The sequence below is a fragment of the Streptomyces lydicamycinicus genome (genome assembly GCF_000829715.2).
In the GTDB taxonomy this organism is placed as follows: domain Bacteria; phylum Actinomycetota; class Actinomycetes; order Streptomycetales; family Streptomycetaceae; genus Streptomyces; species Streptomyces lydicamycinicus.
In genome coordinates this window covers 709,046-733,231 of sequence record NZ_BBNO01000003.1, presented here as the reverse complement: position 1 = coordinate 733,231, position 24,186 = coordinate 709,046, and the positions used below count along the sequence as shown (strand labels likewise).

Genomic DNA, 24,186 nt, shown 5'->3' with positions numbered 1-24,186 from the left:
GGCCTTTTCCGCGTCACGGCCCGCACAGCCGGTGGCGCTGGTCAAGGCCAGAAACAGGACCGCTGTCATGGCCAGGGCACGTCTCGGCGCACGTGTGAACATGAGAGAAGCATAGAGAGAAAGCATTGGGAAAAGCTATATTGAAAGGTAGATGGAAAGCTTTTCACAGCGTCCACATCTGGCAACCACACAGTCTCCCCAGGTCAGAAGATGCCTGTACGGAGGGTGGGATATCTTTGTACTGAGCATCGGGAAGAGGGAAGGCGGTTCGCAGTGGAGCCTGACCACGTAGACGAGATCATCTCGGCATGGGGGCACGAGCTGCCCGAAATCGCCGGTCTTCCCCTGGAACTGGCCAAAAGGACCGCCCTGTTGGTTTCGGCCTTTGATATCGCCGCAGCCGCCGAGCTGGAGAAACTCGGGCTCACCCAGGCCGAGTACGGGGTCCTCGCCACCCTCCGCCGGATCGGCGCCCCCTACCGCCTCAAGCCGACCGAGCTCACGCACGCTCTCCTGCTGTCCTCCGGTGGGACCAGCAATGTCATCAAGCGTCTTGTGGCCGCCGGCTATGTCACCCGCGCGGCGGCCGAGGACGATGCGCGCAGCAGCTGGGTGCAGCTCACCCCGAGCGGGGTGGAGACCGCCGAGGCGGCGGTGCGCGCCACCACCGCCGTGCACGCCCGGCTCGTCGACCGGATTCCGGAGCGTACGGCGAAGGCCCTCAGCGAGCAGCTGCGCATCGCGCTGGCCGCCATCGAGGAGGGCGTGCTGATCCGGCGCTGACGCGAGGTCAGCGTCCGGACAGCCGGTCGCGCACCTCTTCCGCCCGGTCCAGCAGCCGCGGCAGCCCGGCGTACTCCAGCCGCCCGGCGCGCTTGACGATCCGCCCGGCGACCATCACGGTGTCGACATCGGCGCGGTCCATCGACGACACGACGGCCGCGGTGGCGTCATGCACCGGCGCCACTCCGGGGCGGTCGGTCCGCAGCACGAGCAGATCCGCCTGCTTGCCCGGGGTGAGGGAGCCGATCCGGTCCGCCATCCCGAGCGCCTCGGCACCGCCGAGCGTCGCGAACTCCAGCACCTCCCGAGTGGTGAGCAACGGCGCGTCGGAGCCCGCGTGGCCCTGGAGCGCGGCGAAGCGGCCGACCTGGAAGGCGGTCCGCATCTGCGTGAACATATCGCTCGGTGCGGCGACTTCGACATCGACGCTGAGGCTGGGACGCAGACCGGCGGCAGCCGCCGCGGCGAACGGCGGCAGACCGTGCCCCATGGTCATTTCGATGGCGGGCGCGACCGACAGCGCCCCACCACTGTCGCGGATCAACTCCAGCTCGCCGGTGTCCATCCCGGTGCCGTGGATGAACACCGTTCCGGGGCGCAGTACGCCGAGGCGGCGCAGCCGGGAGACGGGTCTGCCGCCCCGGACGTGCAGCGCGGTCGGCACCTCCAGTTCACGGGCCAGGGCCCAGCTGTTCCGGGTGCCCTCATCGCTGCCGAACTCGGCGTTCAGCGCCATGGTCACCAGGCCGTCCCTGCCGTGCAGCCGGCCGCCGCGGATACGGCGGGCGTCCTGCGCCGTGCCCTGCCCGTAGGCGAAGACGCTGCGCAGCCCGGACTCGGTGAGCGCGTCGAGCAGGGCGTCGGTGTGCTCCTCGGTCGGCTTGTCGACATTGGAGATGTCCTGGACGGTGGTCACCCCCGCATCCAGGGCACCCAGCGCACTCAGCAGATTGCCCAGGTGGAGGTCGTCGGCGCTGAGCCGGGGCGCCAGGGTGTGCAGCACCGTCGCGAAGTACTGGTCGAGGGTCTGGTCGGCGCCGCTGCCGCGGAGCGCCGCCTGCCACATGTGCCGGTGGGTGTCGACGAAGCCGGGGAGCACGAGGCACCCCCGGGCGTCGATCCGCTCGTCCGCCGCGGCGGGGTCGATGTCCGGGCGTACCTCGATGATCCGGCCGTCCGCCACCAGGATGTCGGCGGATGGGAGTTCACCGGTGGCCGGGTCCATGGTGAGGACCCGGCCACCGGTGACGAGCAGGCGTGCGGAGGTCATGCAGTGCCCCACCCCTGGGGCGGTGCCAGGCGGCCCATCTGGAGGTTCCAGTACTCGGTGTTGCGCCGGCAGCGGCCGTCGGGGGCGAAGGTCAGGAAGTTGGTCTCCAGGAAGGTGACCCAGTGCTCGCCGTCGGGGTTGAGGGCGGGGGCCCGCAGGGTGACCCAGAGTTCGACGGCCGCCCGGTTTCCGGTGACGACCGGCGTGCCGTGACGGCCCGTCATGTCGCTCTGGCCGGCGGTGATGTCGCGCCAGTAGCGGCCGATGGCGTCGCGTCCGCGGAACGTCTGCGCTTCCACGCCGGGCACCGCCTCGTACACGGCGTCCGGGGTGAACAGCCGGACCGCGGCCTTGTCGTTCTTGGTCCGCCAGCTCTCCAGATAGGCGTCGGTCCAGCTCGACACCTGGGCGGCGGTGAGCCGGTCGGATCGTTCATCGGCCTGTGCGGCCGGCGCCAGGGCGGCCAGGGGCAGCGCGGCGGCGCCGGCGCGGAGCAGGGTGCGGCGGTGGGTACGGGGAGTCACAGGTGTTCGGTGCCCTTTCCGTGCGGACGGGGTGACGCGGCCGGCGACGGCTTCGCGCGGCCGGGCGGAGTCGGTGTCATCCGGCTTCCTGGAGGCGGACGGAGAATTCGATGCCGTCACCCAGCGGCAGCTGCTGGGAGAGATAGCCGTTGCCGGCGGTGCGGACATGGTCGGTGAACTCGGGCGGCAACATGGGCAGGTTGTCGGAGACGACCAGGCCACCGTCGCGCAGTTGCGGTTCGAGCAGCTTGAGGACGGGGAGGTAGAGCTCCTTCCAGCCGTCCAGCAGCAGCACATCGACTGGCCCGGGGAGCGTGCCGAGCTGCTCCCGGGCGTCGCCGGTCCTGATCTCGGCGTATTCGGCGAGCCCGGCGCGCTCCAGGTGGCTGCGGGCCCGGTCGGCCTTGCCCGGGTGCAGCTCCGAGCCGATGATGCGGCCGGCGCCGTTGTCGCGCAGGGCGGCCGCCGCATAGATCGTCGAGGCGCCGAAGGAGGTGCCGAACTCCACGACGAGGGCGGGGCGCAGGCTCCGTACGAGCTGGTAGAGGAAGGTGCCGACCTGCGGGTGTACGGGCAGGGCGGCCTGGGCGCACAGCTCGGCCGCCTCCTGCGCGGTGGGCGGCTGCGGCCAGTCGGCCGCGGTGGCGTAGGCCCGCTTCATGACGTCCGGGTCGTTGCGCTCGGCGGTCCGGGCGATCTCGTCCAGGACGGCGCCCACGCGCGGGTCGGCGAGTCCGGTGGTGGCGGTGGTCATGCCTGGGCCCTCCCGTCCCGCACGGCGGCCAGCAGCGCGGGGTCGAGGTAGCTCTGCGCGTTGTAGATGGTCCGGTCGGTGTCGAGTATCTCGCGCCGGCCGTGCATCACCCGGGTATTGTCGATCAGCGCCACGTCGCCGTCCTGCCAGTCCAGCTCCTCGGTCAGTTCCTCGGTGAGGCGGCGGAATTCGGCGAGCAGCTCCTCGGGGATCTCCGTGCCGTCGGCGAAGGTGATGCGCGGGGCCTCGTAGTTGTACGAGGGGCCGAAGACGCTGTTGGCCCAGGAGAGCCGGCTGCCGAAGAGCGTGGGGTGGACGGCACCGATGCGGTAGGCGTAGTGGATGGAGCCGTCGTCGTTGAGCTGGAGGGTGGTGGACACACTGCCGCCCACCAGGTCCTTCATATCGGCGAAGGTGACGTCGTCGAGCGCTTTGCGGCCTTCCGTCTGGTGGCAGACGAAGGCCTTCCACTTCTGCTCCTCCACCCGGCGGCTGTACATGATGTCCTTGACGCCGAAGACCTCGCGGGCGGTGTCACTCGCCGCGTCCCAGACCCGGTAGCCGTCACAGACGGTGGTCTGGGAGCCGCTGGCGGCGGCCTTCTCGCACAGGAACCACGTCAGGTCGGGGCCGAACGGGCTGTTGCCGTTCTCCAGATGGAGGCCGACGGCGACGGTGCCCGCGTCCACCTTCTGGGCGACCTCGCCGCCGTGGAAGGAGCGCGCCGGGTCGAGGGTGATCCGGCTGGAGTGCGCCTTCACGAAGGAGGTGAACTCCTCCAGGTCGGTGCGGAAGCCCCGGAACAGCAGAAAGCCGGCGTCGGCGAGCAGCCCGGTGACCCATGCGGGGTCCAGTGCACCGAGCGACCGGTCCCCGGTGGGCAGGACGAGCCGGCCGGTGGCGGCCCCGTAGGGCTCGACGTCAGCGATGGTGGTCATACGTCTGCTCCTTGGTGGTCGTACAGCGTTCCGTTGGACAGGGCAGTACGGATGGCTGCCCGCATGGGCCGTCCGGTGACGGTGAAGAACCGCCGGTAGAGGCGCTCGTCGGCGACGGTGAGGTGCGGCACGGCGATCCGCTCCACCTCGGAGAGGTGCGCTTCGCCGAACTCCCGGACGGCCGTTTCGGCCGCCGCGAGGTCGGTGGACTCCTTGACGAGGAAGAGTCCGTGGAGGGCGGCGAGCCCGTCACCGATCACGGCGACGGCGCGGACGAACGGGAGTTGGGCATACTGCGCCTCGACCCACTCGGGGGCCACATTGCGGCCGGCCGCGGTGATGATGACGTTCTTCTTGCGTCCGGTGATGCTGATGAAGCCGTCCTCGTCGATCTCGGCCAGATCGCCGGTACGGAGCCAGCCGTCGGCGTCGAGGACCAGGCTGGAGGGGTCGTCGCGGGTGTAGCCGGCGAACAACGAGGTGCTGCTGACCAGGAGTTCACCGTCGTCCGCGGTCCGGACGCGGACATGCGGCAGCGGACGGCCGACAGTGCCCGGCCGGCGGGCGTCCGGGGTGTTCCAGCTGACCACGGAGCTGTTCTCGGACAGGCCGTACCCCTCGTGCACGGGGAGCCCGTGGTCTTCCAGCCGTCGCAGCAGCTCCGGGTGCACGGGTGCCCCGCCGCAGCAGATGAGCGGCGCGCCGGGAGTGCCGAACAGGGCCGGTGCGACCGCCTGTCCGCTCGCCAGGGCCTCGTCCGCGGCGGTGGCGAAGGCGTCGACGAGCGCGGGCGTGGCGACCATCGCGGTCGGGCGGGCGGCCGTCACATACGGCAGGACGTCGGCCGGGGCCGCCGCCGCCGTGCCGACCAGGGCCTTGCCGGGCGGCATCAGGACCACGGTCCCGCCGTCGAGCAGGACCATGTAGAGGCCGGTGACCTGCTCGATGAGCAGGCTGAACGGGACGACGGAGAGATAGCGGGAGAAGGCCCCGTCGGGCATCACCGACCGCAGTGAGCCCAGCAGTTCGTTCAGGGCCGCCGCCCGGATGCGTACCCCCTTGGGACGCGAGGTCGTCCCGGAGGTATGGATGATCTTGCACTCCCAGTCCGCTCCCCCGGCGGCGGCCGGCGGCAGCACCAGGGGCGTGGACGGTACGGGCCCGTCCGTGGAAAGCGGCAGCACCGTGCAGTCCGGGCGCAGGACCCGGTCCCTGCCCCACTGGGTCAGCCGCTCCTGTCCGGCGGCGTCCACCACACACAGATCGGTCTCGGCCAGCAGACCGGCGGCCTGCTCGGCGGAGAAGGCCAGCGGGACCGGCACCTCGGTGGCGCGCGCGGCGATCAGTGCGAGGTCGGCGACCACATATTCCGGGGTGTTGCCGCAGACCACGCCGATGCGCAGCGGGCGGCCGCCGTGCGCGCCGAGCCGCTCGGCGAGCTCCGCGGCCCGGCGCGTCACCTCCTGGTAGCTGAGGGTCCGGGCCGGCGTGCCGTCCTCCCCCAGGACCTCGACCAGCGGACGCGCCGATTCACCGAAGCGGACCAGACTCTGCTCAATGCCCAGCATGGCCGGCCACCTCCATGGCGCTGATGCTCAGTTGGAGATCGGTGACGGAGTAGCGCCCGGTGGCGTCGGAGAACAGCCGGTCCAGGGCGTTCAGCGGGATGACGCCGACCTGTGGCTCATGCTCGTAGTACGTGCCCCAGCGCGCCGCCTCGTCGGGAGACAGCCGGCTCGGGTCGGCGGGGCCGAACGGCACGAAGGAGATGCCGGTACGGTCCAGCGTCGTGATGAGGCTCCGGGTGACCGTGCACAGGATGTACTCCATGCCCAGGCACCAGGCGATGATCGGGGTGGCTCTGATCAGTTCGCGGCCGACCGCGGCGCGGCGGGTGGCCAGCGCCCCCACTTCCACCACCCGCCTGCGGTCCACCGAGGCTCCGAGACGGGCCAGTGCGGCGTCCTCGACGCCGGTGTCGAGGTACCGCTCGGAGAACAGCTCCTGGTCGCTGCCGAAGGTGAGCCCCGCGCAGGCCAGTGGCGCGCAGGGCTCCTCCGCCGCGCCGCAGGCCGGCCGGGCGACGATGAACGAGTCGGGCCGGGGCGCCACATCGGCGCCGTATGCCTGGGCGTACACCTCGCGAGCGAGGTCCGCGGCGTCCAGCCATGAGCTGGTCGACCGGTGTGCCAGATCGATCTGCACGGTGCTCCCCCCTTCCCCGGCTGCCGGCTTTACTTGGTGCCGACGACCAGAGACACGGATGAAGGCAGCGCGATGCGCTCGACGGACTTCAGACCCGCGTCGGTGAGCCAGCCGGAGATCTCCGGCTCGCTGTAGGTGCGGTCACCGGAGCAGGCGTACATGGCCAGCGAGAACGCCGCGTTGTGCTCCTCGAGCTGCTCGCCGCGCACGTCTTCGAGCACCACGATCCGGCCGCCGGGGCGCAGCGCCTTGGCGGCCCGCGCGATCAGGTCCCGGTTCTCCTCGTCGGTGTGGTTGTGCACGATCTCGAAGAGGAAGACCACGTCGTAGCCGGTGCCGAGGTCGCCGCTGAGGAAGCTGCCGCGCTGGAGGGTGATCCGGTCGGACAGCCCGGCCTTCTCGATCGCGGCACCGGTGTCGGCGAGCGCCTCGGGCAGGTCGAGGATGGTGGCGGAGAGCTCGGGGTGCCGCTCACACATGGCCATGGAGTGCAGGCCGTGCGAGCCGCCCAGGTCGAGGAGGCGCCGCGCCCCTTCGGGCAGCGGGACCGCCTCGACGATGGGCTGCACGGTCAGCCGCGACTTGACCTGCATGTACGCGGAGAAGTCCCGCCCGGCCTCGGGGTTGTCGGCCCAGCGCTCCCAGAGGGACTGGGCGGGCTTGCCGTCCCGGACGGCCTGCGGCAGTTCCCACATCACGTTGGTGAGTTCGTACGCCCACAGCAGCGCCGGGGTGAAGTCGTACTCGGCGTTCTTGCCCAGCCAGCGTTCGGCGAGCGGGCCGTTGCGGTAGCGCCCGTCCTCCAGGGTCAGCCAGCCGAGGACGGCGGCGACGTCGGCGACCGCGCGGGTGCCGTCCGTGCTCGCGCCGATCGCGGCGGCCAGCTCGTCGAGGGTCTTGGGGCCGTCCTCCTCCAGGGTCCGGAAGATGCCGAGCTTGGCGGCGGAGGTGAGTGCCGCGTAGCGGATGGTGGAGCCGATCACCTCATCGATCGGGTTGCCCGCCAGTTCGGCGTCGGTGGTGGTCTTGAACATGGCTGATCTCCTCGGGATGGCAGGGAACGGCCGCACAGCCTGCGCGGCCGGGATATGCCCGTGCGCGCGACGGCCGCGGGCACGGTGAAGTGTGGGACTGCCGAACGGGGACGAACTTCAGCCGGCCGGGACCGGTGGGAGCCGGTACGCCCGGGGGCGCGCCGGCGCCGCGAGGGCGAGCGGGAGGTGTGCCACGCCATGGCGGCCGTGGTAGCTCACTCCGGGTGCCGGGCCCCCGGAGTGGTGTTGCTTCGGGCCGCCGGCGAAGCCCGCCGGCGCCGCGCGGCGCCCCTTCGGCACCGGCCGCGCGGACCTCACGGCACCGTGGGGCTTCATCGGGCCCCGGCCGGTGTGTGGCGGAGCGGGAACCGGGGGGTCGGGGGCCGCACGAGGAAGGTCTCGCGGAGCCCGTGCGGCGGGGTCCCCGGACATGCCGGACGCGGGTGGCGCCGGGCGGAAACCTCTTGGGGCCGGCCCGGGGAGGGCAGCGAGGACCGCCGCTCTCCCCGGCGGCACGCTGCTGACGGCCCGTCCGCTCCCCGGGCCGGGCTGCGGGGCTCCGGGGCCGCCGGACGGCGAGCTGCCCCGGGCGGGCTGGAACCCGAAGACCCCGCGGTGGAGGGCTGCGATACGGAAGGCGCCGGCCGGGTCGCCCGAAGGGGCGCCGGGAGTGATCCCGGCCATGGTGCCCGCGCCCCCACGACGCGGGCCGCCTCGGCCCCGGCCACCGTCGTCCCGATGAGTTCTTGACGGCTGGTCATGCTGCGGTGCGACCACTCCGGACTGTGCGTCCGCAGGAGACACCGCAGACTCCTGACGGCTGTTCATCGGGTCCCCCCCCCCCGGTCGCAGCTGCCTCAGTGCGGCTCACCGGATGTCAGGCGGACACCTCGTCGAACCCGACGGCCGCGCGTCCGGCCTTGTGGATGTGGGCGGTCTCGGCGATCCGGCGGCCGAGTGCCTCGGCGGTGCGCAGGTCGCTGGCGCAGGGGGTGACGTCCGCACCCTCGTCGTTGTTCGACTGGGACATGGCGCCCAGCCAGCTGCCGAGCCGGTTGAGGTCCTCGGGGCTGCCGGAGGAGGTGTTCCAGCCGCCGTACTCGGCGAGACCGACCCAGACCATGCCGTGCTGGGCGGCGAACAGCGCGATGTCGATCAGCGCGTTGAGCTTGTCGCCCGCCATGTTGCCGCTGTTGGTGAAGCCACCCGCGATCTTGTTCTTCCAGCGCATGTTGTCGCCCCAGACCTGGCTGGTGGCCTCGACGAACGCGCGGAAGACGGCGCTGCTGCCGCCCATGTAGGTCGGCGTGCCGAAGATCAGGGCGTCGGACTCCTGAAGCACCTCCCACAGCTCGTCGTTGAGCTCGGCGAGGGAGACCAGGCGTACCTGGGTGTCGGGGACCTTCTCCGCGCCGGCCGCGACGGCCGCCGCCTGCTTTGCGGTGTGGCCGTACCCACTGTGATACGCCACCGCAACCTTGATCTGCATACTTCTCCCCCACCCGGGAACGGAACGATGTTTTAGCTTTCACTAAAGCTGTCCAGAAAGCTTTAGGTGCTGGTTACGCTATCCATGCCCGCACTTCCAAGGCAAGCGTCTCCGGCCAACACCCTGAAAAGAACAGGTAAACCCGCAGGTAGGGACAGCTCGCCCAATCACATCCGTACCTCCCGAAACCTGCGCACCACGCCGGACGCCCCATCAGCACGCCCCACGGCACCGACTTCGAGGCGACGGGCGAAATCGGGCGCCACGGCACACTTCCCTATCAGACGCGCAGGGGCCGATCCCAGAGCGCTGACTTGCCGTCAAATCCCTTTTCAGCCATGGCACTTCATCGGAGCGCGGGGGGAGGGGCCACCCTTCACCAGATCCCGACGCTAATGTGACGCACGTCACATGAAGAGGTGTCATACGTCGAGGGGGTGGCATCCGTGTGCAGGGTGACGGGCCCACGAGGGGCCCTGACTACGGGGAAGGACAACACATGCGTAACAGGCGAATTCTCAGCACCGCGGTCGCCGCTGCGGCCCTCACGGTCGTCGGACTGGGTGGTGCCGCCCAGGCCCACGCCGCCACCGGGGCCGAGGCCGCAGCGCCGGCCGTCTCCTCCGCGCAGCACCAGGTCAAGCCGATGGACGGCCCGCCCGGAACCGTGTGGACCGGCAAGAAGTTCTGGACCCTCAGCGGCTGCCAGGCGGCCGGCACCGACCTGGTCAGCAGCGGCAAGTGGGCCGACCCCTTCTGCGATGGCACGGGCCTCCAGTACGACCTGTGGGCCCGGCCGCTGTAAACCCCGCACGGCTTCCGGCAGTTCACCGGTAGCCGCTTGCAGCAACCCCGAGTAGGCGGCCCGTCCCCGCGCACATCCGCGGTCACGCGGGGGCGGCCGCCTACTCGGTCATGAAGAGCGAGACGGCGGCGGAGTGCGCATCCGGCGCCACCCCGCGGCCTCGGCGGGCTTCCTGCTCAGGCTCCCCGGGGACCGGCGGCATCGGCGGGAATGTGGGCGAGGGCCGCGCTCGAAATGCGGTACCGGCCGTTCGGCACCTCGGCCGTGGTGACATGGACGGTGAGCGGGCCCGCCCATTCGTAGCCGCGGTCGACGGCGTGCCCGGCGAGGACATCGGTCAGTTGCCGGCCCACCTCTCCGCCGCGGGCGGCCAGTTCGTCGTGTACGTGCCGCGAGAGTTCGACGGTGTAGTCATTGGGTACCAGGACTCGGCTCTGGCTGCACACGATCGCGTGATCGTCGCATTCCTGCCGGAGGGCATCGAGCAACTGGACCGGGTCGGTGCGGAAGATTTTGGCCACCAGTGCGCTCTCGCAGTCCTCCACCACGCGCTCCCAACGCCTCAATATTCCCATGAGATTCACCTGCCCCGGAGCCCGCCGCCGCATGCAGGCACGATGCGGGTTCGCGAGCACCGTGGGCGCGGCACCGTGCGGGTCCGGTCGGCCGGCCCAAAACCCCTGGCCTCCGTCGTACGGGGCCGTCACAATGAGCGCGTGCCGATCATGACCTTCCCGGAGACCGAGACCCCGACAGCGCTTCAGACACAGGTGTCGGAGCTCCAGGACGAGGCGTGGCCGCCGGACTCCGCGTCGGCACCCGGCACGTTCGCCCATGACCCGGCCTTGCGGCCGGTGTCGATGCTGCTCGTCGACGGTGCCACGGTGCTCGCCGCGCTGGACATCCTCTTCAAAGAGATCGTCCACGCCGGACAGCGGTACCGGGCCGCGGGGCTGAGCACGGTCGTGACCCGTGGCACCGCCCGCGGAAAGGGCCACGGCCGCCGTCTGGTGACGGCCGCCCACGACGCGATGGCCACCATGGAGCTGGATATCGGCCTGTTCACCTGTGACCGGCCGCTTCAGCCGTTCTACGAGAGTGCGGGCTGGCAGTGGCTGCCCGGCGCGGTGCTCATCGGCGGTACGCCCCAGGCCCCGTTCGCCAGCGACCGGCCCGGCTTCGACAAGGTCACCATGGCCGACTTCTTCTCGCCGCTGGGCCGGGACCACCGTTCCTCGTTCCCGCACTCCCGGATCGAGTTGTACCCGGGCGAGATCGACAGGCTCTGGTGACGACGGCTGCCCCGGGGCGGTGATGGCGTGCAAATCGGATGGAACAAGGCCAAGTACCGCATCAGCGGAGCGAAGGGGCGATGATGGGGGCAGCGGATGTGTGCGTCGGCCCGGCCCGGTGACGATCCGACCCGCCCGGCCGGCCCCTGCGGAGGATCGATGGTCAGTTATGGGGAGTCCCGCGAGGTGACCGATGAGGCCGCGGACGCCCGCCCGCGGCCTCCCCGTACTGCTCCGCGGCCCGGCTGCCCCTTCTGCCTCATCGTGTGCGGCCGGGCGCCGGCCACGGTCCTGCGCGCATGGCCGGACGCCCTCGCCATCCGGCCCCGCCATGGCGGTGTCACCGCCGGGCATGTGCTGGTCATCCCCCGGGTGCATGTCGCCGATGTCGCCGAGGACCCGGTGGTGTCCGCGGCCACCATGCTGCGGGCCGCCGAACTCGCGGCGGAGGCCGGGGACTGCAATGTGATCACCTCACGCGGCCCCGCGGCCACCCAGACCGTCCGCCATCTCCATCTCCACCTCGTCCCGCGTGCCGAGGGCGACGGTCTGCTGCTGCCGTGGACCGCCGCCCGGCCCGCGGAGAGGTGAACCGCAGCGCCCCTGTGCGGACCACCAGCGGCGGCAGTCAGGCGAGGAAGAGCACAGTCATCGTGTCGATGGCGACCAGCACGCCATAGGAGAGCAGCATCGTCCGGGACAGCGCCACCGCCCGCCAGGGCACGGGGCCGCCGTGCTGCTCGGCGTCCATGCTGAAGGGCGGCACCGCCGGGCTCACGCGCCCGGCGACGTTCTCGTAGAGGCTGCGGAATCTCCGTTCCTGGCGGAGGTAGTAGCTGTCGAGCAGCCAGAATCCCGTCGCCAGTCCCACGGCGACCGCGGCCGTTTTCCAGCTCGGCCCGCGGGTGGCGACCGCGATGAAGGCACCGCTGACGGTCATGGCCCAACTCTTGACGAGGAACGAGGTGTTGGCGTGCCGGGCGATCACCGCCTGGAGGAACTCCAGGTGCTTCACTTCCTCCGGGCCGAGGGCCGGCTGGGCGGTCATGATGCCGAGCCTTCGTCCCCGGACGGCCGATTGTCCGGGCCGGCGTCGCGGGGCTCGGCCGTGGACTCACCGGCGGCCTGCTCTTCTCCCGGCGGCTGATCGGGATCGGGTGCCTGGCTGGGGGCGGCGGGCTCCTCGGGTGCCCGGCCCTCCTCCTCGGACGCCCGGTCCTCCTCCTCCGGCGCCCGGTCCTCCTCGGACCGGTCCTCCTCGGGTGCCCGGACGTCCTCCGCTGCCGCCGGGGCCCCCTCGGGTGCCTGATCCCCTTCGTCCTCGTCGGAACGCGTCGGCCCTGCTTGCTCCACCGGCTGCCCCGGCGAGGCACGGAACTGTGCGTTCAGATCGCCGGCGATGCCGTTGAGGCGGTCTTCGAGCTGACCGGGGCCGTAGCGAACGAGGACCGTGTAGACGTGATCGAGGAGTTCGAGGCGGGCCCGGGGCGGTGTGGGGTGGGCGGGTGCCCGGTCTCCGGTGGGCAGGCGGGCGCCGTTGCGGGCGGCGGCGGGGTAGGGCCAGGCGGGTGCCGTCAGCGGAAGGTCGTAGCTGCCGGCCACGCCGGTGCGGGCGCGCTCCTCGACGATGCGGATGCAGGCCTCGTCGAGCGTACGGTGGGCCTCGCTCGCCGCCGCCTCGACCGTGGACCGCAGCCGCCACCAGGTCTCGGTGTGCGCCACCAGACTGCGCCGCGCCGCGCCCAGCAGCTTTCTGCCCTGCTGCTCCGCGTCCGTGACGTCCCGCCGGGCCTCCCGGTCACTGTCGGCGCAGGGGTTGTGGGCGAGCACCTTGACCACGATCGCGGCGGTGCTGAGTACCAGGGTGAGGATGACGACGGCGCTCTGGTCCGGCGCCAGATCCACATGTTCACGCACCGCACCGGCCGCGCGCATCCGCGCCCATATACCGACCATGGTGAGGATGGCCAGGGTGAAGAGGACCGGCCCGGCCGCGTTGGGCCAGGGCAGTTCGCCGGCCTTACGCCGTTCCGTACGCGGGCTCCTGGGCCAGAGTGCTTCGCGCAGCACCGCGACCGGACCGCGGCGCGTCCGCTCCAGCGTGCGGGCGGTACGGGTACGCCGCCGGAAGACGGACTCGGCCAGCAGACTGCCCGCGGCGAGCAGACAGACGGCGACACCGAAGCCGGGCAAGTAGGCGAGGTAGTAACCGACTTCGGTCTCGCCCAGTCCGAAGAACCGCTGCATCAGGGTACCGATGAACATCGTGTCGAAGGCCACGCAGGCGACCAGGGTGGGCCACAGCAGCCGTCGCCAGAGCACCGGCCGGCGGCGCAGGCTCTCCGGTCCGTCCCCGGCATGGCGGGCGCGCAGTTCTCCGACGCGCTCCTGGGCCTGCTGGGACGACCGGGCAACGACGAACCGCTCGGCCGCTTCGATGGTCGTCCGGGCCTGCTGGAAGGTGTCGGCGACCGCGGTGGCCGCGGTGCCGAGCCCGGGCTGCGCCGCGGTCAGCGCGGTGTTGGCGTCGGTGAAGGCCCGCATGAGGGCGGCCTGTTCCCGGCTGTCGGTCTGGTCCACGGGACGGGCGGACGGCCGATTCCTGAGGTCCAGTTCAATGAAGGCGGGGTCGCTGCCGGGGCAGTCGACCGCCGACTGAAAGCGGGCGGCAGGCCCCGCCCGGTTCGTTCCGTTGGTGGTGTTCATCGCTGCCCGCCGCCCTCACTTCCTGGTGATTTCGATATCGACGCGCCGGTCGCACTGAAGCTTGTCCTCGGCGGTCATCCGGCCGCCCGCGCTGTGGTCCGGCTTCGCGCAGCCCGTGGGCAGGCCGCGTCCGTGTGCGGTCACCCGCTCCACCCCGAGTCCGGTCAGCACGTCCTTCACCGCGTCCGCGCGTGCCTGCGACAGCCGGTGGTTGTTGTCCGGCCGGCCGCGCGGGTCGACATAGCCGGAGACGACGACCCTGCTGCCGGGGGTGGTACGGGCGCTGACCGCGACATCGTTGAGCAGCGGCAGGGCCTGCGGGCGGACGGTGGACGAGTTGGTGTCGAAGAGCGCCGCGCCCGGGAGTTCGTAGGTCTGCGGGCGGTCCTGCGCGTAGTGGACCGCCGGGTCCTGGGGTGACTTCTTCCCCGGCCGGCGGCGCCCCTCGGCCGTGCCGATGGCGGTCGGGGCGAGGGTGCAGGAGGTGCCGTGCGCGGCCTTGCGGCCCGCGCCGCACAGTGCGCGCCACAGGTTGCCCAGCCAGGTCCGCTGGGCCGCGGTGGGCGCGGGCTGGCCGGTGGCCGGCTGGCCCAGCCCGGCGAGTGTGAGATGCACTCCGGTCAGGGCGGGTGTCTCGTCCCGGGCGGCGCAGACCCGGGTGATGGCCTTGATCTCGCGCCTGTCCCGGAACGCGGCCGCGCGCAGATCGGCACAGCCCGTGGTGGACAGCCCGTCGGTCAGGACGAGCAGGCTGCGGCTGCCGGACGCGCCTTCCAGCGAGGACGCTCCGGCCGTGAGGGCCGCGAGGACGTTGCTGCCGCCGCTGCGGGGAACGGCGCGCTCGGCCTTGCCGACCAGCCCCGTCAGGCAGCTGACCGCCTGTTGCTTCCGCGTCTTCTGATTGATCTCGTTGTTGTTGTCCTTGACCCAGTCGGCCGAGCGGTCCTTGGCGATCCAGCTGATCTGCGCCGAGGCGCCGCTGAAGCTGCCGACCGAGACGGTGTCCTTGCGCTCGACCACCGAGGTGAGCAGGGCGCCGATGCTGTGCGCGTAGTCGCGCCCGGCGTCCGAACCGCGTACGGAGGAGGAGGCGTCGACGAGGACGACCGTACGGCCGGCGGAGTCGGCGGGCTGCTTCATCCAGGCGCAGGGGTCCAGGCGGGGCTGCTCGCCGCAGGCGCCGAGGAGGCCGGCCATCAGCGCCGCTCCCAGGGCGCCGGCGATCGTGGACGTGCCCCGGCGGCGTCCGGGTGCGACCGCGGCGCTGGTGGTGGTGTTCACGGCGCCAACTCCCCGACGTCGCCCACGGTGTCCACCCAGGAGAAGGGGTTGAGCCCCATCTGGCGGCAGAATTCGCTCAGGGCCTTGTCGTAGGCGTTGGCGTACTCGAACAGGCCCACCTGCTCGTGGTGCTTGGTCGCCGCCGTGAGGACGTCGGCGAGCGCCTCGGCGCCGTTGCGGCGGGTGTTCTTGAGCGCCTGCATGACCTTGAAGAAGTCCTCGTCGGCGAGGGCCGCGGCGAAGGGCACCAGGAGCCGCCGCTCGGCCGCGCCGAGGGTGCCGAGGAGCTCCAGTTCGCTCATCACCTGGAGCCAGCGCTCGGTCAGCACCTGCACCTGGTCCGCCTTGAGCTTGCCGAGGCGGTGCTCCTTCTCCATCCGTACTTCGGCGAGGTGGAAGGGCAGGACATGTTCGCGCAGCGCCGGGTCCATCCGCATCCGTACCGAGGGGCGGCAGCGGATGAGGCCCTTCTCGTCGTGGTAGCACCAGCCGCCGCGCAGTTCCCTGTTGACGGCCTTCTCCGCGGCCACCGGATCGCCGGCGTCGCAGGCGCGGGCGACGGACCAGGCGCGTCGCAGCAGCTTGCCGCGGGCCGCCTCCTCGTGGAGCGCCGCACGCTCCCGCAGGACGTCCAGCGTCATCTCCTGGCTGCTCCAGCGGAAGTGCGGGACGAGTTCGAAGGCGAACACATCGCCGTCGGCGGCCACCGACAGCGTCTGCTCGACCGGCGGCAGCTCCACGGCCACCTCGCCCTGGGCCGCTTGCCCGAGCGCCGGGGTGTCCGGGCTCTCCGGGTCGTCAGCGGGCTCCGGGGTGCCGGCGGGCCCGGTCTCGTCCTTGCGTGTCACCCGGCGCCACCAGTTGCGCAGCCTGGTGCGGAGTCCTTTGCGCTCTGTCATGGTCTGTCTCCTCTTCGTACGGGGTGTCGTCAGGACGCGGAGCGGGGAGCGGTCCCCGCGTCGGGGGGCTGGTCCCGGAGCTGGCGGATGGTGCGCGAGTCCGGGTGCCGGCCGGCCCACATGCCGAGGTAGAACCCGGCACGGAGGGAGAGCGGCCGGGCCCAGATGCGCGGGACGAGGACCTCCAGGAAGGCGGCCAGCTCTTTGTCCGCGTCCCCTGCCAGCAGCCAGCGCCGCAGCAGGTCCCAGGCACGCGTCGAGCTGTCCTGTCCCATCAGGGCGTGCCGCCACAGACGGACCAGGGCATCGGCACGGTCCGGGTCGGTCATCGCGGTATCGGCCAGGACGGGCCGGTCGCGCCGGTCCGGGCCGGCGCCGTAGCGGCTGAGGATCAGCAGGGTGCGGATCGCGTGCTTGGCCAGATGGTCGTTGTCCGAGGCGATCCAGCGGTCCAGGGCGTCGGCGGTCTGGCCCGGGGCGCCGGCGAGGTAGAGCCAGGACATCGAGAAGGCCACCGAGCTGCTGAACGCCAGCTCCGGCCGGGTGCCCAGTTCACGCAGCGCCCAGAGGGTGTCCGGGACGTCCTGGGCGCCGACCAGGGTTCCGTACGCCCGTGCCGCGCTGTCCTGGTACTCCCACCGGGGGCTGCTCAGCCAGCTGCGGATCTGGGCCCGCACCCGGCCCACCATCCGGGGGTCGTGGGCGGCCATCTCCAGGGCGAGCGCGGCGGACTGCCGGTAGGCCGCGGACTTCCGGGCCCAGTGCCGGATCAAGTCCCGGTAGACGCTGTCGAAGTCATGGCTGAGCAGAATCCCGGCGATGTGCGCCGCCCGTACCCGTATCCGCTCCAGCGGCCCGGCGACCAGCGCCGTCAGCCATTCGCGCATGGGGTCGCGCAGACTGTCGTAGTCGTGCCAGACGACCTCGATGACGGCGTGCATCAGCTCTTCGTCCACCAGCCGGGCGCACCGGGGGTTGTCGTCGGTGCGCCCGCCGGACATCGCGTCCCCGGAGGCGCGCATCTCCTGCGGTATCAGCTGGTCCAGTTCCCGCTCGAAGACATGGTTGGTGGGGGCCGGTTCACGGGTCTCGTAGCGCGGCAGCACGGTCGCGCTCAGGACCTCACCGGCCTCGAAGACATCGGAGAGCGGGAGGCCGTGGAAGAACGCGTAGGCGATCCGGAACGCCTGGCGGTGCGGGTCCAGCACCGGCCCGTGCGAGGTCTCGGCGGGGACCTGGAGCAGCTGTTTCGCGAGTCGGCGCAGCCGGTCGCGCCACTGGCCGATGACGTCGCTGAGGCTGGTGTCCTCGGAGTGGATGCTCTGTGCCAGGACCTCGGCGAACTCCACCACGCTGCGTACGGACGGAGCCCCGTCAAGGGTGCGCTGCACCTGCTGGGACTCCAGCATCCGGGCGGTGAACGACGTGGTGTGCTCGGCGGTGCAGTCCGGCTCGGGGCACACACCGGGGTGCCCTGCGAGCAGGCGGCGCAGATGTACGGCGAGGACCTGGCCGAGGGCCGGGCGCCGGTGCTCGAAGGCGTGCGGCCGCAGCCGGTCGGGGTCCACCCGGCCCAGCTCACCGAGGATGACGAGGAAGGCGCGGTGTTTGCGGGCGAGATGGCCGAGGGTCTCCAGTGTCGACAGCTTCAGCGGCTGGTCGTCCAGGTCCACCACGAAGCCACCGTCAGTGAGCAGGTCGTCGGCGCGTTGGCACAGCGCCTGGAGGATGCCCGGGGCCTCGCTGTGCAGGATCTTGATGCGGTCGTCGGGGCAGCAGCCGGCGAGCAGGGTCAGTGCCGTGGACTGCCGGCCGCTGCCCGGCTGCCCGGCGAGCACCAGGACGTGTTGGGCGGCGAGCCGGGCGGCCATCTGGGTCTGCTGCTCGACGTCCTGGTGGGAGTCCAGGTGCTGGGCGACGGTCAGTGAGGTGACGCTCAGCACCTGGATCTCGATGCCGTTGTCGCCGCCGATGGTCAGCTGCTCGGCGTAGAAGGCGGAGCCGCTGCCGTTGGCGACCGCGCTGCGCTTGAGCTTGTTCAGGGCGTTCTGCTGTCGGGCCTGCTGGTAGCGGGTAAAGTCGCCGCCGTCGCCGGCTTCCCGGCGGGCGGCGGCCCGGGCGGTGTCCTGGGCCGACGGCCGGCCGTCACCGTTCTGGGCTGCTGCGAGGTCGTCCGGGGCGCTCGCACCGGTGGCCTCGGTGCCGTCCGACGGTCCGGCCGGGCCCGGCTCCACGGCTTCGGGCGGTGCCGGTTCCTCCGCGGCGGCAGCGGGCTCCTCGGCGGGCACGTCCGCCGCCGCGCTCTCCGTCCCGGCCTGTTCGGTCTCGCTCACTGTCGGCCTCCGCTCTGTCCGTTGCGGTCCTCGTTCACGATGGCGTTGCCGCTCCCGCTGTTGACCACGGCGCAGCCGGTGTAGGTGGAGTGCGAGCCGGGCTGCGCGGCGCCGCTCGCGGGAGGTGCCGGCTGCGGCTCGGGCCTGCGCACCGGTACGTGGCTGCGCAGCGCCTCCGTGATGACGGGGAGGTCAAGATGCGCGTACGGCACCCGCAGCTGCATGAACTGCCGTTCCGTCAGCTCGGCGATATCGGCGGGCAGTTGCTTCTTCGTCGGGAGCTGAGCCGAATCGATCAGCACGGGGATGACGGTCTTGCGCCAGGTGAGGGCGCGCTGGATCTCGTCGTGGACGTAGTCGCCCGGTACGTCGATCCGGCGCCGGCCGTCGGTGTCGCACAGCGAGAGCCAGTTCGGGCCGATCAGCACGAGGAGGACCCCACAGCTTTCGAGGTGGCCCCACAGAACGGGCGGAAAGTGCACGCCCGGCTGCGTGGTGCGGCGGTCCCGGAAGACGTTCTCCGGCCCGAATACCTTTTTCAATTGCTCATCGAGCAGGACAGCCGCTTCGGTGCCGTCGTTGGTCCGGTAGTTGATGAATACTCCGGCCATGATTGTTCTGCCTTTCCTCATGCGGACAGCGGTGGATTGCGGCAGCCGGGTGCTGTGTTGGTTACTCGGGCTGTCGCGGGCACAGGGGGATGAAGCCGAGATTCACAGGGGTTTCAGGCGTGGTCAACGCGTTGCCCCCGGCCTTTTGGCCGGGCAACGGAACACCGCGGATGCGGCGGGAGTGCGGTTCTTCGGGCGGCCTTCTCCGTGGTGCGGGCCGATGGGTGAGATGTCAGGCCGGAGTTCCCGGACCGGTCCGGTGGGTGTGCAGTCCGATCGCGAGGTGCGGAAGGGTCCGACGGACGGTGGGATTCTTTGGCCAACGATTCAGGGCGCGGCTCAGCCGCAGAAGGTCGGCGCGGATGGTGGCCGAGTCGATCAGGGCAACATGAGAAGCGACCAATTCCGCGATCGCACAGGCCTGCTCGATTTCCCCGACGTTCGCCAGTGCAAGCGCCAGCCGGGCGCCATATCGGGCTCTGGCACGGCGGGATTCCGGCGGAATGGCATCCAGACCGTCGCCGAGCAAAGTAACGGCCTCCGCCGGGGAACCGAGATCGTGCATGCACCAGCCGGCGACGAAGGCCGTCAGATCCGGCAGATGGATGCTGCCGAGGACCGGGTCCGTGCCGTCCGGCGTCACCGCACCGGCCGTCAGCTCCGCGCCGCGGTCGAGCGCCCGCCGGCAGGCGTCACGGTCCCCCACCAGCGCATGCCCCTGCGCCTCGCGCTGCGCCGCGAGTCCGCGGATGCGTACGCTGCGGGCCTGCTGCGCCGCCCGTCGCGCCAGCTGGACGGTGGCCACCGAATCGCCGGAGTACAGGGCCAGTTCCGCGCGTCGGATCAGGGCGTAGGCGGCCAGTTCGTCGTCGCCGCCGTCCGCGGCCAGCTGGACCGCCTGTTCGGTCCACCACAGCGAGGCCGCGTCGCTGCCTGCCTCCTGCGCCATCCAGCCGGTGTACTCGGCGAACCGGGAGGCGAGCCGGAGCACCACATCGCGGTGCGCGGGCTGCGCCTGGTGTGCCATGCCCCGCAGCGCGCTGGTGGCCGCGATACAGAGCTGGGCGACCACCGACGGCCCGAAGAGCTGTCCCAGCCGACGGAACTCGTCGAAGACATTGCGGAAGTACGGCAATGCCGAATTCGTCTCCCCGCTTTCGAGGAGAGGCGGTGCGAGAGACCAACTCACAATGGTGGAGGGCATGGCCCCGCCACCGGACGACGCGGGGTCAAATGCCACGAAGTCACTCTCACCGCCGGCCTGCATACGTAATGTCCAGGGCGTACCGACCTCCGCCTCGGTCATCGGCGGCGCGGGGGTACTGCGCTCGGGTGCGGAAATCAGGCTGCTGAGTTGTCCGCCGGCGTGGAGAGCGCTGTCACATAACTGTGCAAGATCGTGACTGGGCGCCTTCACACCGCGCTCGATCTTGCTCAAGTGCCCTTTGGAAAAACAGATCAGGCTCGCCAGTCCTCCCAGCGACAGCCCCGCTTCAATCCTTCGCCGGCGTAACTCCGCCCCGAACCGCACAGGAATCCGCTGCACCCCGCTCGCCCCCCTCGTCGTTCGCGACCGGTGAGGGGAGTGTGCCACGCCTCACACCAACTCTCACATCCCCTTCACGAATTGCTTGCTATCGGTTTCATCACGCTCCGCTTCTGCCGAGGTAAATCGCCTTCTCCGCAGGAAGGACCCCTTGCGCAACGGTCACATCAAGGCTGCCGCCCGTTCCGCAACGCCGAATTTCCGCCCGGCGAGCCGCCCTCCGCGCCCCGGCCCGGCCCCGGCCCGGGCCCGGCCCCGGCCCCGGCGGACGGTGGAGCAGTGCGCGGTTCCTCCGACGTCAGTTGGGGGCACGCGGACCGGAGACCGCCGGACCAGTCGAGCGCCGGGCCGCGTCCGGCCATCGCGGCCCGCAACCGCGCGGCGTGCGGTGACAGTTCGTCCATGCCCACAGACCGTAGCCGCAGGGTCTGACAACGCGGCCCGCCCGCCGGAGCACGGACCGCGCGGGCCGGTGCGCGCGTCCTAGCTGATGAGGTCCTGGGTGCGCAGATAACCGGCGGGCCGCTCGTGTTCGCCGAACCAGCGGTGAGCGGCACGGGAGCGGGCCGCCTCGATCAGCGCGCCACCGTAGTGGCGGATGACGAAGACCGGCAGGCCGATGCGGTAGCGCCGGTCGGGTACGCCCGCCACGCCGGACCGCTCCTCGATGAACAGCGGGGCCAGCGCCGGATCCTGCGGTTCCCGCACACCACCGGTGGGGCACAGCTCAAGGCTCACCAGCCGGTGCCCCGAGTCGGCCGGTCCTTGAGGGCACCAGAACAGGCCCACAGCATCCAGCGAGTCCCACGGAATGACCACATATGCCGTCTTGCTGCGCCACCACCACACACCGGTGGTGTCGAACGCCAGGCAGGCGTCGCGGTCGCCCCACACGGCCCACGCCATGAACACCGCGGCCGTGCCGAACACCAGGAACCAGATCACCGCGAACACCCAGGTGCCGACGCCGTATCCGTAGACCACGCAGGAGACCGGCAGCGACAGTCCGAGGGCGAGAGCGGCAACCGCACCGGGCATGGTCCGGCGCATCCGCTGCTTGCCGAAGCGGAACATGGTGGCGTCAGGGGCTGGGGTACGTCCGGGGAGCATGCAGGCAGCTTACGAAGCGTCGGTGGCCCCACTGGACAGCGGCCCCGAGTGCCCTGACCAGGCCGGGAGTCCGGGGCGACGACCGCCGTCGAAAACTCGTTTGTACGGCCGCCGACGCCCCGTCTAGTCTTACGGATCATCGACGTGTAGCTCAGCAGTAGAGCACCGGGCTTCAGACCCGGAGGGCGCGGGGGCGGAACCCGCCACGTCGGCTATGAACGACGACGCTGAGCAGCAGCCCCTCACCCGCGCCCCGTCCTATGCGCGGGACCAGTTGGCGAAGGCCTTCGTCACGGCGCTGACCCACGAGGACACCGATACCCGCCATCGTGCGGAGGAGCGCGCCCGCCGCTGGCGCGCAGTCTTGGACGGTGTGGCCGAGGGATCGTTGACGGTGGGTTCGCGCACCCCGGTGGCCGGCCTTCCGGTCTGGGTGACCCCCGAGGTCGTCCGGGGTGGCTTCGCGACCGGTGAGGCGAGCGCCGGCGGGCCGCTCCAGCCGTACGAGAAGGAGGCGGCGCGCCGGGCCGGCGTCAAGGCCGACCGCCGGGCGCTCTTCGCGCACGCGCTGACCGAGGCCGGGCTGGCCGACCTGTGCGCGCTGCTGGACACCGGGCGCTATGAGGTGTCGGTGCCCGAGGAAGCCGCGCTGCTCACCGTCGCCTGGCTGGTGCGCTCCGGGCAACTGGCCGAGGCGGTGGAGCTCGTCGAGGCGCTGGGACCGTTCGCCGGCCGGCTGCGGTTCACCCCCCGGCCGTCGGTCGCGCCCGCGCCGGACGCCTCCGCGGTGCACCGCCGCACGGTCGCCGACGCCGCCCGCACCCTGGCGCGACGGCGGCCCCACGCGGCGGTCGAGACCCAGCGGGAAGCGCTCACGGTCTGGCAGCCGTTCGCCGATGACCTGCTGGTCCATTGGCTGGAGACGGCCGAGGGCGAGCGCGTCCTCGCGCGCACGCCGGACGAGGGCTGGCACGAGCGCGGGGCCGCCCTCCTGCGTCGATACCGACAGTTGGCAACGGCCCACACACGCTGCGCAAAGCATCGCGACCCCAAGGAGAACCTGGGCATCCTGCGCGGCGCACTGGAGGAGACCGCCGCCGGGCGTCCGCTCGATGCCCGCCGGCTCGGTCTGCTGCGGCACGCCGTCTCGTCCATGGTGCGGCGTCGCGGGATGCCCGGTTCCGAGCGGCATCTGACGCTGCGTGCCCGGCAGGCGGCGCAGGGGGCGCTCCCCTCGCACCACGCCCTGGCGCAGCTGGTGCTGCGCCGGCTCGGCGATCTCCCCCAGGACGTGGGCGCGGCCGATGTCGGGGCACTGGTGGTTCCGGTGACCGAGCCGGAGCACCGGGAGACCGGGCTGCCGGCCGGAGCGCCGGTTCCGGCGACGCTCCGCGGGGTCGTCGAGGCCACGCTGAGCGCTCCGCTCGGCACGCTCGTGGAGCGGGGCGTGGTGCCCTCGGCCGAGGTCCTGGCCGAGCTGGTGCCGCAGCTGGTCGCCGCCACTACTGCGCAGGGCTATCCCGATGAGGCGCTGCGCACCCTGATGGCCGCGAACTACCGGGCGTTCCGTAACCGCCGTTCGCTGCTGCTGCTCCATCTGGAGCGGCAGGTGCGGATCGAGGAGCTGCCCTGGGTACGGGCGGTCTCCGGGCAGCGGGGCGACGAGGCGGCGCAGGAGGGTGCGCATTCCGCGCTGCGGCAGCTGGGCGAGCTGGCCGTGCAGGGGTTCCCCGGCACGCTTCTCCCCAACCCCCTGGTCCGCGAACTCGGCGTGCTGGCCCGTCAGGCCGACCTCGGTGCTCCGATGGTCGAGGAGCTGGCGGCGGACATCTTCATGGGCACCTTCGCCCCGAAGTTCCTCACGGCCGCGCGGATCGCGGGCGACCTGCTGCGCGGCACGCTTTACGAGCGCTATTACGGGATCGATTACGGGGCGCTGCGCAACCTGGCGATCGCCGAGACGGCTGAGGCACTGACCCGCACCTACCGGCCGCGTACCTCCCCGCAGTTCGCGCGGCTGTGCGCCGCGCGGGCCGGGTCGTCCGGGCGGGGCTCGGTGGCGGCGAACGGCAAGGTGATCGAGCAGTCTCAGATCCTGACCACGCACAATCTGGCGACCCTGGTGCGCCAGGTGGGCATCGCCCCGGAGCCCGGCTGGGCGGATCTGGCCCAACGCTGCTTCCGTACGGTCTGCCGGCTGACGGCCCGGGTGCACCACAACCCGCGGCCCTTGGCGACGATCAAGGACGCGGCGTACGCCTGGCGCCAGCTGATCTTCTTTCTTGCGCTGTGCACGCCCGCTGAGCAGACCCGGCTGCTCGCCGGGCTGGATGCGGAGACGGCCCGTCACCCGGCGCATGTCGCCGCCCGGCTCGCCCCCGCACTGGCAGGGCTGCGCCTGGTGGCGGACGGCGGAAGCTTCACCGCAGACGGGACGGCGCTCGGCGGCCGGGCCCGCCGTTTCCTCGGCTGGAGCACCGGAGAGCACTGGCTGCGCCGGCTTCCGACGACGAGGGAGCAGACGACGCGCTGAGGGCCGGCTTGTCAGCACCTCGGCCGCCCCCTCACTGCCCGAACTGAGGGAAATCCTCCAAAACGGCCCCCTC

General features: G+C 71.5%; 22 protein-coding genes. 5 read left to right on the top strand and 17 right to left on the bottom strand.

The features are described from left to right. Positions 1-273: 273 nt before the first annotated feature. Positions 274-783, top strand: coding sequence for a MarR family winged helix-turn-helix transcriptional regulator (locus TU31_RS12190; protein ID WP_052718911.1), 510 nt, complete (start codon positions 274-276; stop codon positions 781-783). A 7-nt stretch (positions 784-790) separates the two neighbouring features. On the opposite strand, the gene TU31_RS12185 is transcribed toward TU31_RS12190, so the two are convergent. The 8 genes from TU31_RS12185 to TU31_RS12150 all read right to left on the bottom strand — a co-directional run bounded on the left by TU31_RS12185 (position 791) and on the right by TU31_RS12150 (position 8,997). Next, positions 791-2,053 (bottom strand): amidohydrolase family protein, encoded by a 1,263-nt coding sequence (locus TU31_RS12185; RefSeq protein ID WP_042153255.1) that lies wholly within the window; start codon positions 2,051-2,053, stop codon positions 791-793. Next, positions 2,050-2,577, bottom strand: coding sequence for a nuclear transport factor 2 family protein (locus TU31_RS12180; protein WP_042153252.1), 528 nt, complete (start codon positions 2,575-2,577; stop codon positions 2,050-2,052). The genes TU31_RS12185 and TU31_RS12180 overlap by 4 nt, the downstream gene beginning before the upstream one ends. Before the next feature lie 76 nt (positions 2,578-2,653). Further along, positions 2,654-3,331, bottom strand: coding sequence for an O-methyltransferase (locus tag TU31_RS12175; RefSeq protein WP_042153249.1), 678 nt, complete (start codon positions 3,329-3,331; stop codon positions 2,654-2,656). After that, a complete protein-coding gene (locus TU31_RS39115) occupies positions 3,328-4,269 on the bottom strand; it encodes a TauD/TfdA family dioxygenase (protein ID WP_042153246.1) in 942 nt (313 codons plus the stop codon). The genes TU31_RS12175 and TU31_RS39115 overlap by 4 nt, the downstream gene beginning before the upstream one ends. Beyond that, complete coding sequence (locus tag TU31_RS39110) at positions 4,266-5,837, bottom strand: AMP-binding protein (protein WP_042153243.1); 1,572 nt, start codon at positions 5,835-5,837, stop codon at positions 4,266-4,268. The genes TU31_RS39115 and TU31_RS39110 overlap by 4 nt, the downstream gene beginning before the upstream one ends. Beyond that, positions 5,824-6,474 carry a thermostable hemolysin gene (locus TU31_RS12160; protein ID WP_042153240.1) on the bottom strand — a complete coding sequence of 217 codons (651 nt, stop codon included), beginning with the start codon at positions 6,472-6,474 and terminating at the stop codon, positions 5,824-5,826. Before TU31_RS12160 ends, TU31_RS39110 begins: the two co-directional genes overlap by 14 nt. 29 nt (positions 6,475-6,503) lie before the next feature. Further along, positions 6,504-7,508 carry a methyltransferase gene (locus TU31_RS12155; protein WP_042153238.1) on the bottom strand — a complete coding sequence of 335 codons (1,005 nt, stop codon included), beginning with the start codon at positions 7,506-7,508 and terminating at the stop codon, positions 6,504-6,506. Positions 7,509-8,385: 877 nt separating this feature from the next. Beyond that, positions 8,386-8,997: a flavodoxin family protein gene (locus TU31_RS12150; RefSeq protein ID WP_042153236.1), complete on the bottom strand. Its 612-nt coding sequence runs from the start codon at positions 8,995-8,997 to the stop codon at positions 8,386-8,388. A 499-nt stretch (positions 8,998-9,496) separates the two neighbouring features. Here TU31_RS12150 and TU31_RS12145 point away from each other — a divergent pair, with 499 nt between their 5' ends. Then, positions 9,497-9,802, top strand: a complete 306-nt coding sequence (locus TU31_RS12145; protein ID WP_042153233.1) for a hypothetical protein — start codon at positions 9,497-9,499, stop codon at positions 9,800-9,802. 176 nt (positions 9,803-9,978) lie between these two features. Here TU31_RS12145 and TU31_RS12140 read toward each other — a convergent pair whose 3' ends face one another. Beyond that, positions 9,979-10,377, bottom strand: coding sequence for a DUF3662 domain-containing protein (locus tag TU31_RS12140; protein ID WP_042153231.1), 399 nt, complete (start codon positions 10,375-10,377; stop codon positions 9,979-9,981). Positions 10,378-10,527: 150 nt separating this feature from the next. On the opposite strand from TU31_RS12140, the gene TU31_RS12135 reads away from it, so the two are divergent. After that, positions 10,528-11,094, top strand: a complete 567-nt coding sequence (locus TU31_RS12135; RefSeq protein WP_245698527.1) for a GNAT family N-acetyltransferase — start codon at positions 10,528-10,530, stop codon at positions 11,092-11,094. Between the two features lie 159 nt (positions 11,095-11,253). Further along, positions 11,254-11,685 (top strand): HIT family protein, encoded by a 432-nt coding sequence (locus TU31_RS36740; protein WP_078885721.1) that lies wholly within the window; start codon positions 11,254-11,256, stop codon positions 11,683-11,685. Between the two features lie 37 nt (positions 11,686-11,722). Here TU31_RS36740 and TU31_RS12125 read toward each other — a convergent pair whose 3' ends face one another. From TU31_RS12125 to TU31_RS35895, 8 genes are all read right to left on the bottom strand, one after another. Continuing rightward, positions 11,723-12,142: a hypothetical protein gene (locus tag TU31_RS12125; protein WP_042153225.1), complete on the bottom strand. Its 420-nt coding sequence runs from the start codon at positions 12,140-12,142 to the stop codon at positions 11,723-11,725. Beyond that, positions 12,139-13,800 carry a hypothetical protein gene (locus TU31_RS12120; protein WP_042153222.1) on the bottom strand — a complete coding sequence of 554 codons (1,662 nt, stop codon included), beginning with the start codon at positions 13,798-13,800 and terminating at the stop codon, positions 12,139-12,141. Before TU31_RS12120 ends, TU31_RS12125 begins: the two co-directional genes overlap by 4 nt. A 15-nt stretch (positions 13,801-13,815) precedes the next feature. Next, positions 13,816-15,081 carry an OmpA family protein gene (locus tag TU31_RS35905; RefSeq protein ID WP_052718910.1) on the bottom strand — a complete coding sequence of 422 codons (1,266 nt, stop codon included), beginning with the start codon at positions 15,079-15,081 and terminating at the stop codon, positions 13,816-13,818. Continuing rightward, the gene (locus TU31_RS12110; protein WP_042153220.1) at positions 15,078-15,980 is read right to left on the bottom strand and encodes a hypothetical protein; all 903 of its coding nucleotides are present in this window, start codon (positions 15,978-15,980) and stop codon (positions 15,078-15,080) included. Before TU31_RS12110 ends, TU31_RS35905 begins: the two co-directional genes overlap by 4 nt. Before the next feature lie 29 nt (positions 15,981-16,009). Then, on the bottom strand, positions 16,010-18,313 hold the full coding sequence (locus TU31_RS12105; protein ID WP_042153217.1) for a hypothetical protein: 2,304 nt from the start codon (positions 18,311-18,313) through the stop codon (positions 16,010-16,012). Beyond that, positions 18,310-18,924: a toll/interleukin-1 receptor domain-containing protein gene (locus TU31_RS35900; protein ID WP_052718909.1), complete on the bottom strand. Its 615-nt coding sequence runs from the start codon at positions 18,922-18,924 to the stop codon at positions 18,310-18,312. Before TU31_RS35900 ends, TU31_RS12105 begins: the two co-directional genes overlap by 4 nt. A gap of 232 nt (positions 18,925-19,156) precedes the next feature. Continuing rightward, complete coding sequence (locus TU31_RS12095; RefSeq protein WP_251085675.1) at positions 19,157-20,455, bottom strand: helix-turn-helix domain-containing protein; 1,299 nt, start codon at positions 20,453-20,455, stop codon at positions 19,157-19,159. A 498-nt stretch (positions 20,456-20,953) separates the two neighbouring features. Next, entirely contained in the window at positions 20,954-21,580 is a 627-nt protein-coding gene (locus TU31_RS35895; protein ID WP_158894394.1) for a hypothetical protein, read from the bottom strand. 214 nt (positions 21,581-21,794) lie between these two features. Between TU31_RS35895 and TU31_RS12080 the strand changes: the two genes are divergently transcribed. After that, positions 21,795-24,113: a hypothetical protein gene (locus TU31_RS12080; RefSeq protein ID WP_042153210.1), complete on the top strand. Its 2,319-nt coding sequence runs from the start codon at positions 21,795-21,797 to the stop codon at positions 24,111-24,113. The last annotated feature ends 73 nt before the right edge of the window (positions 24,114-24,186 follow it).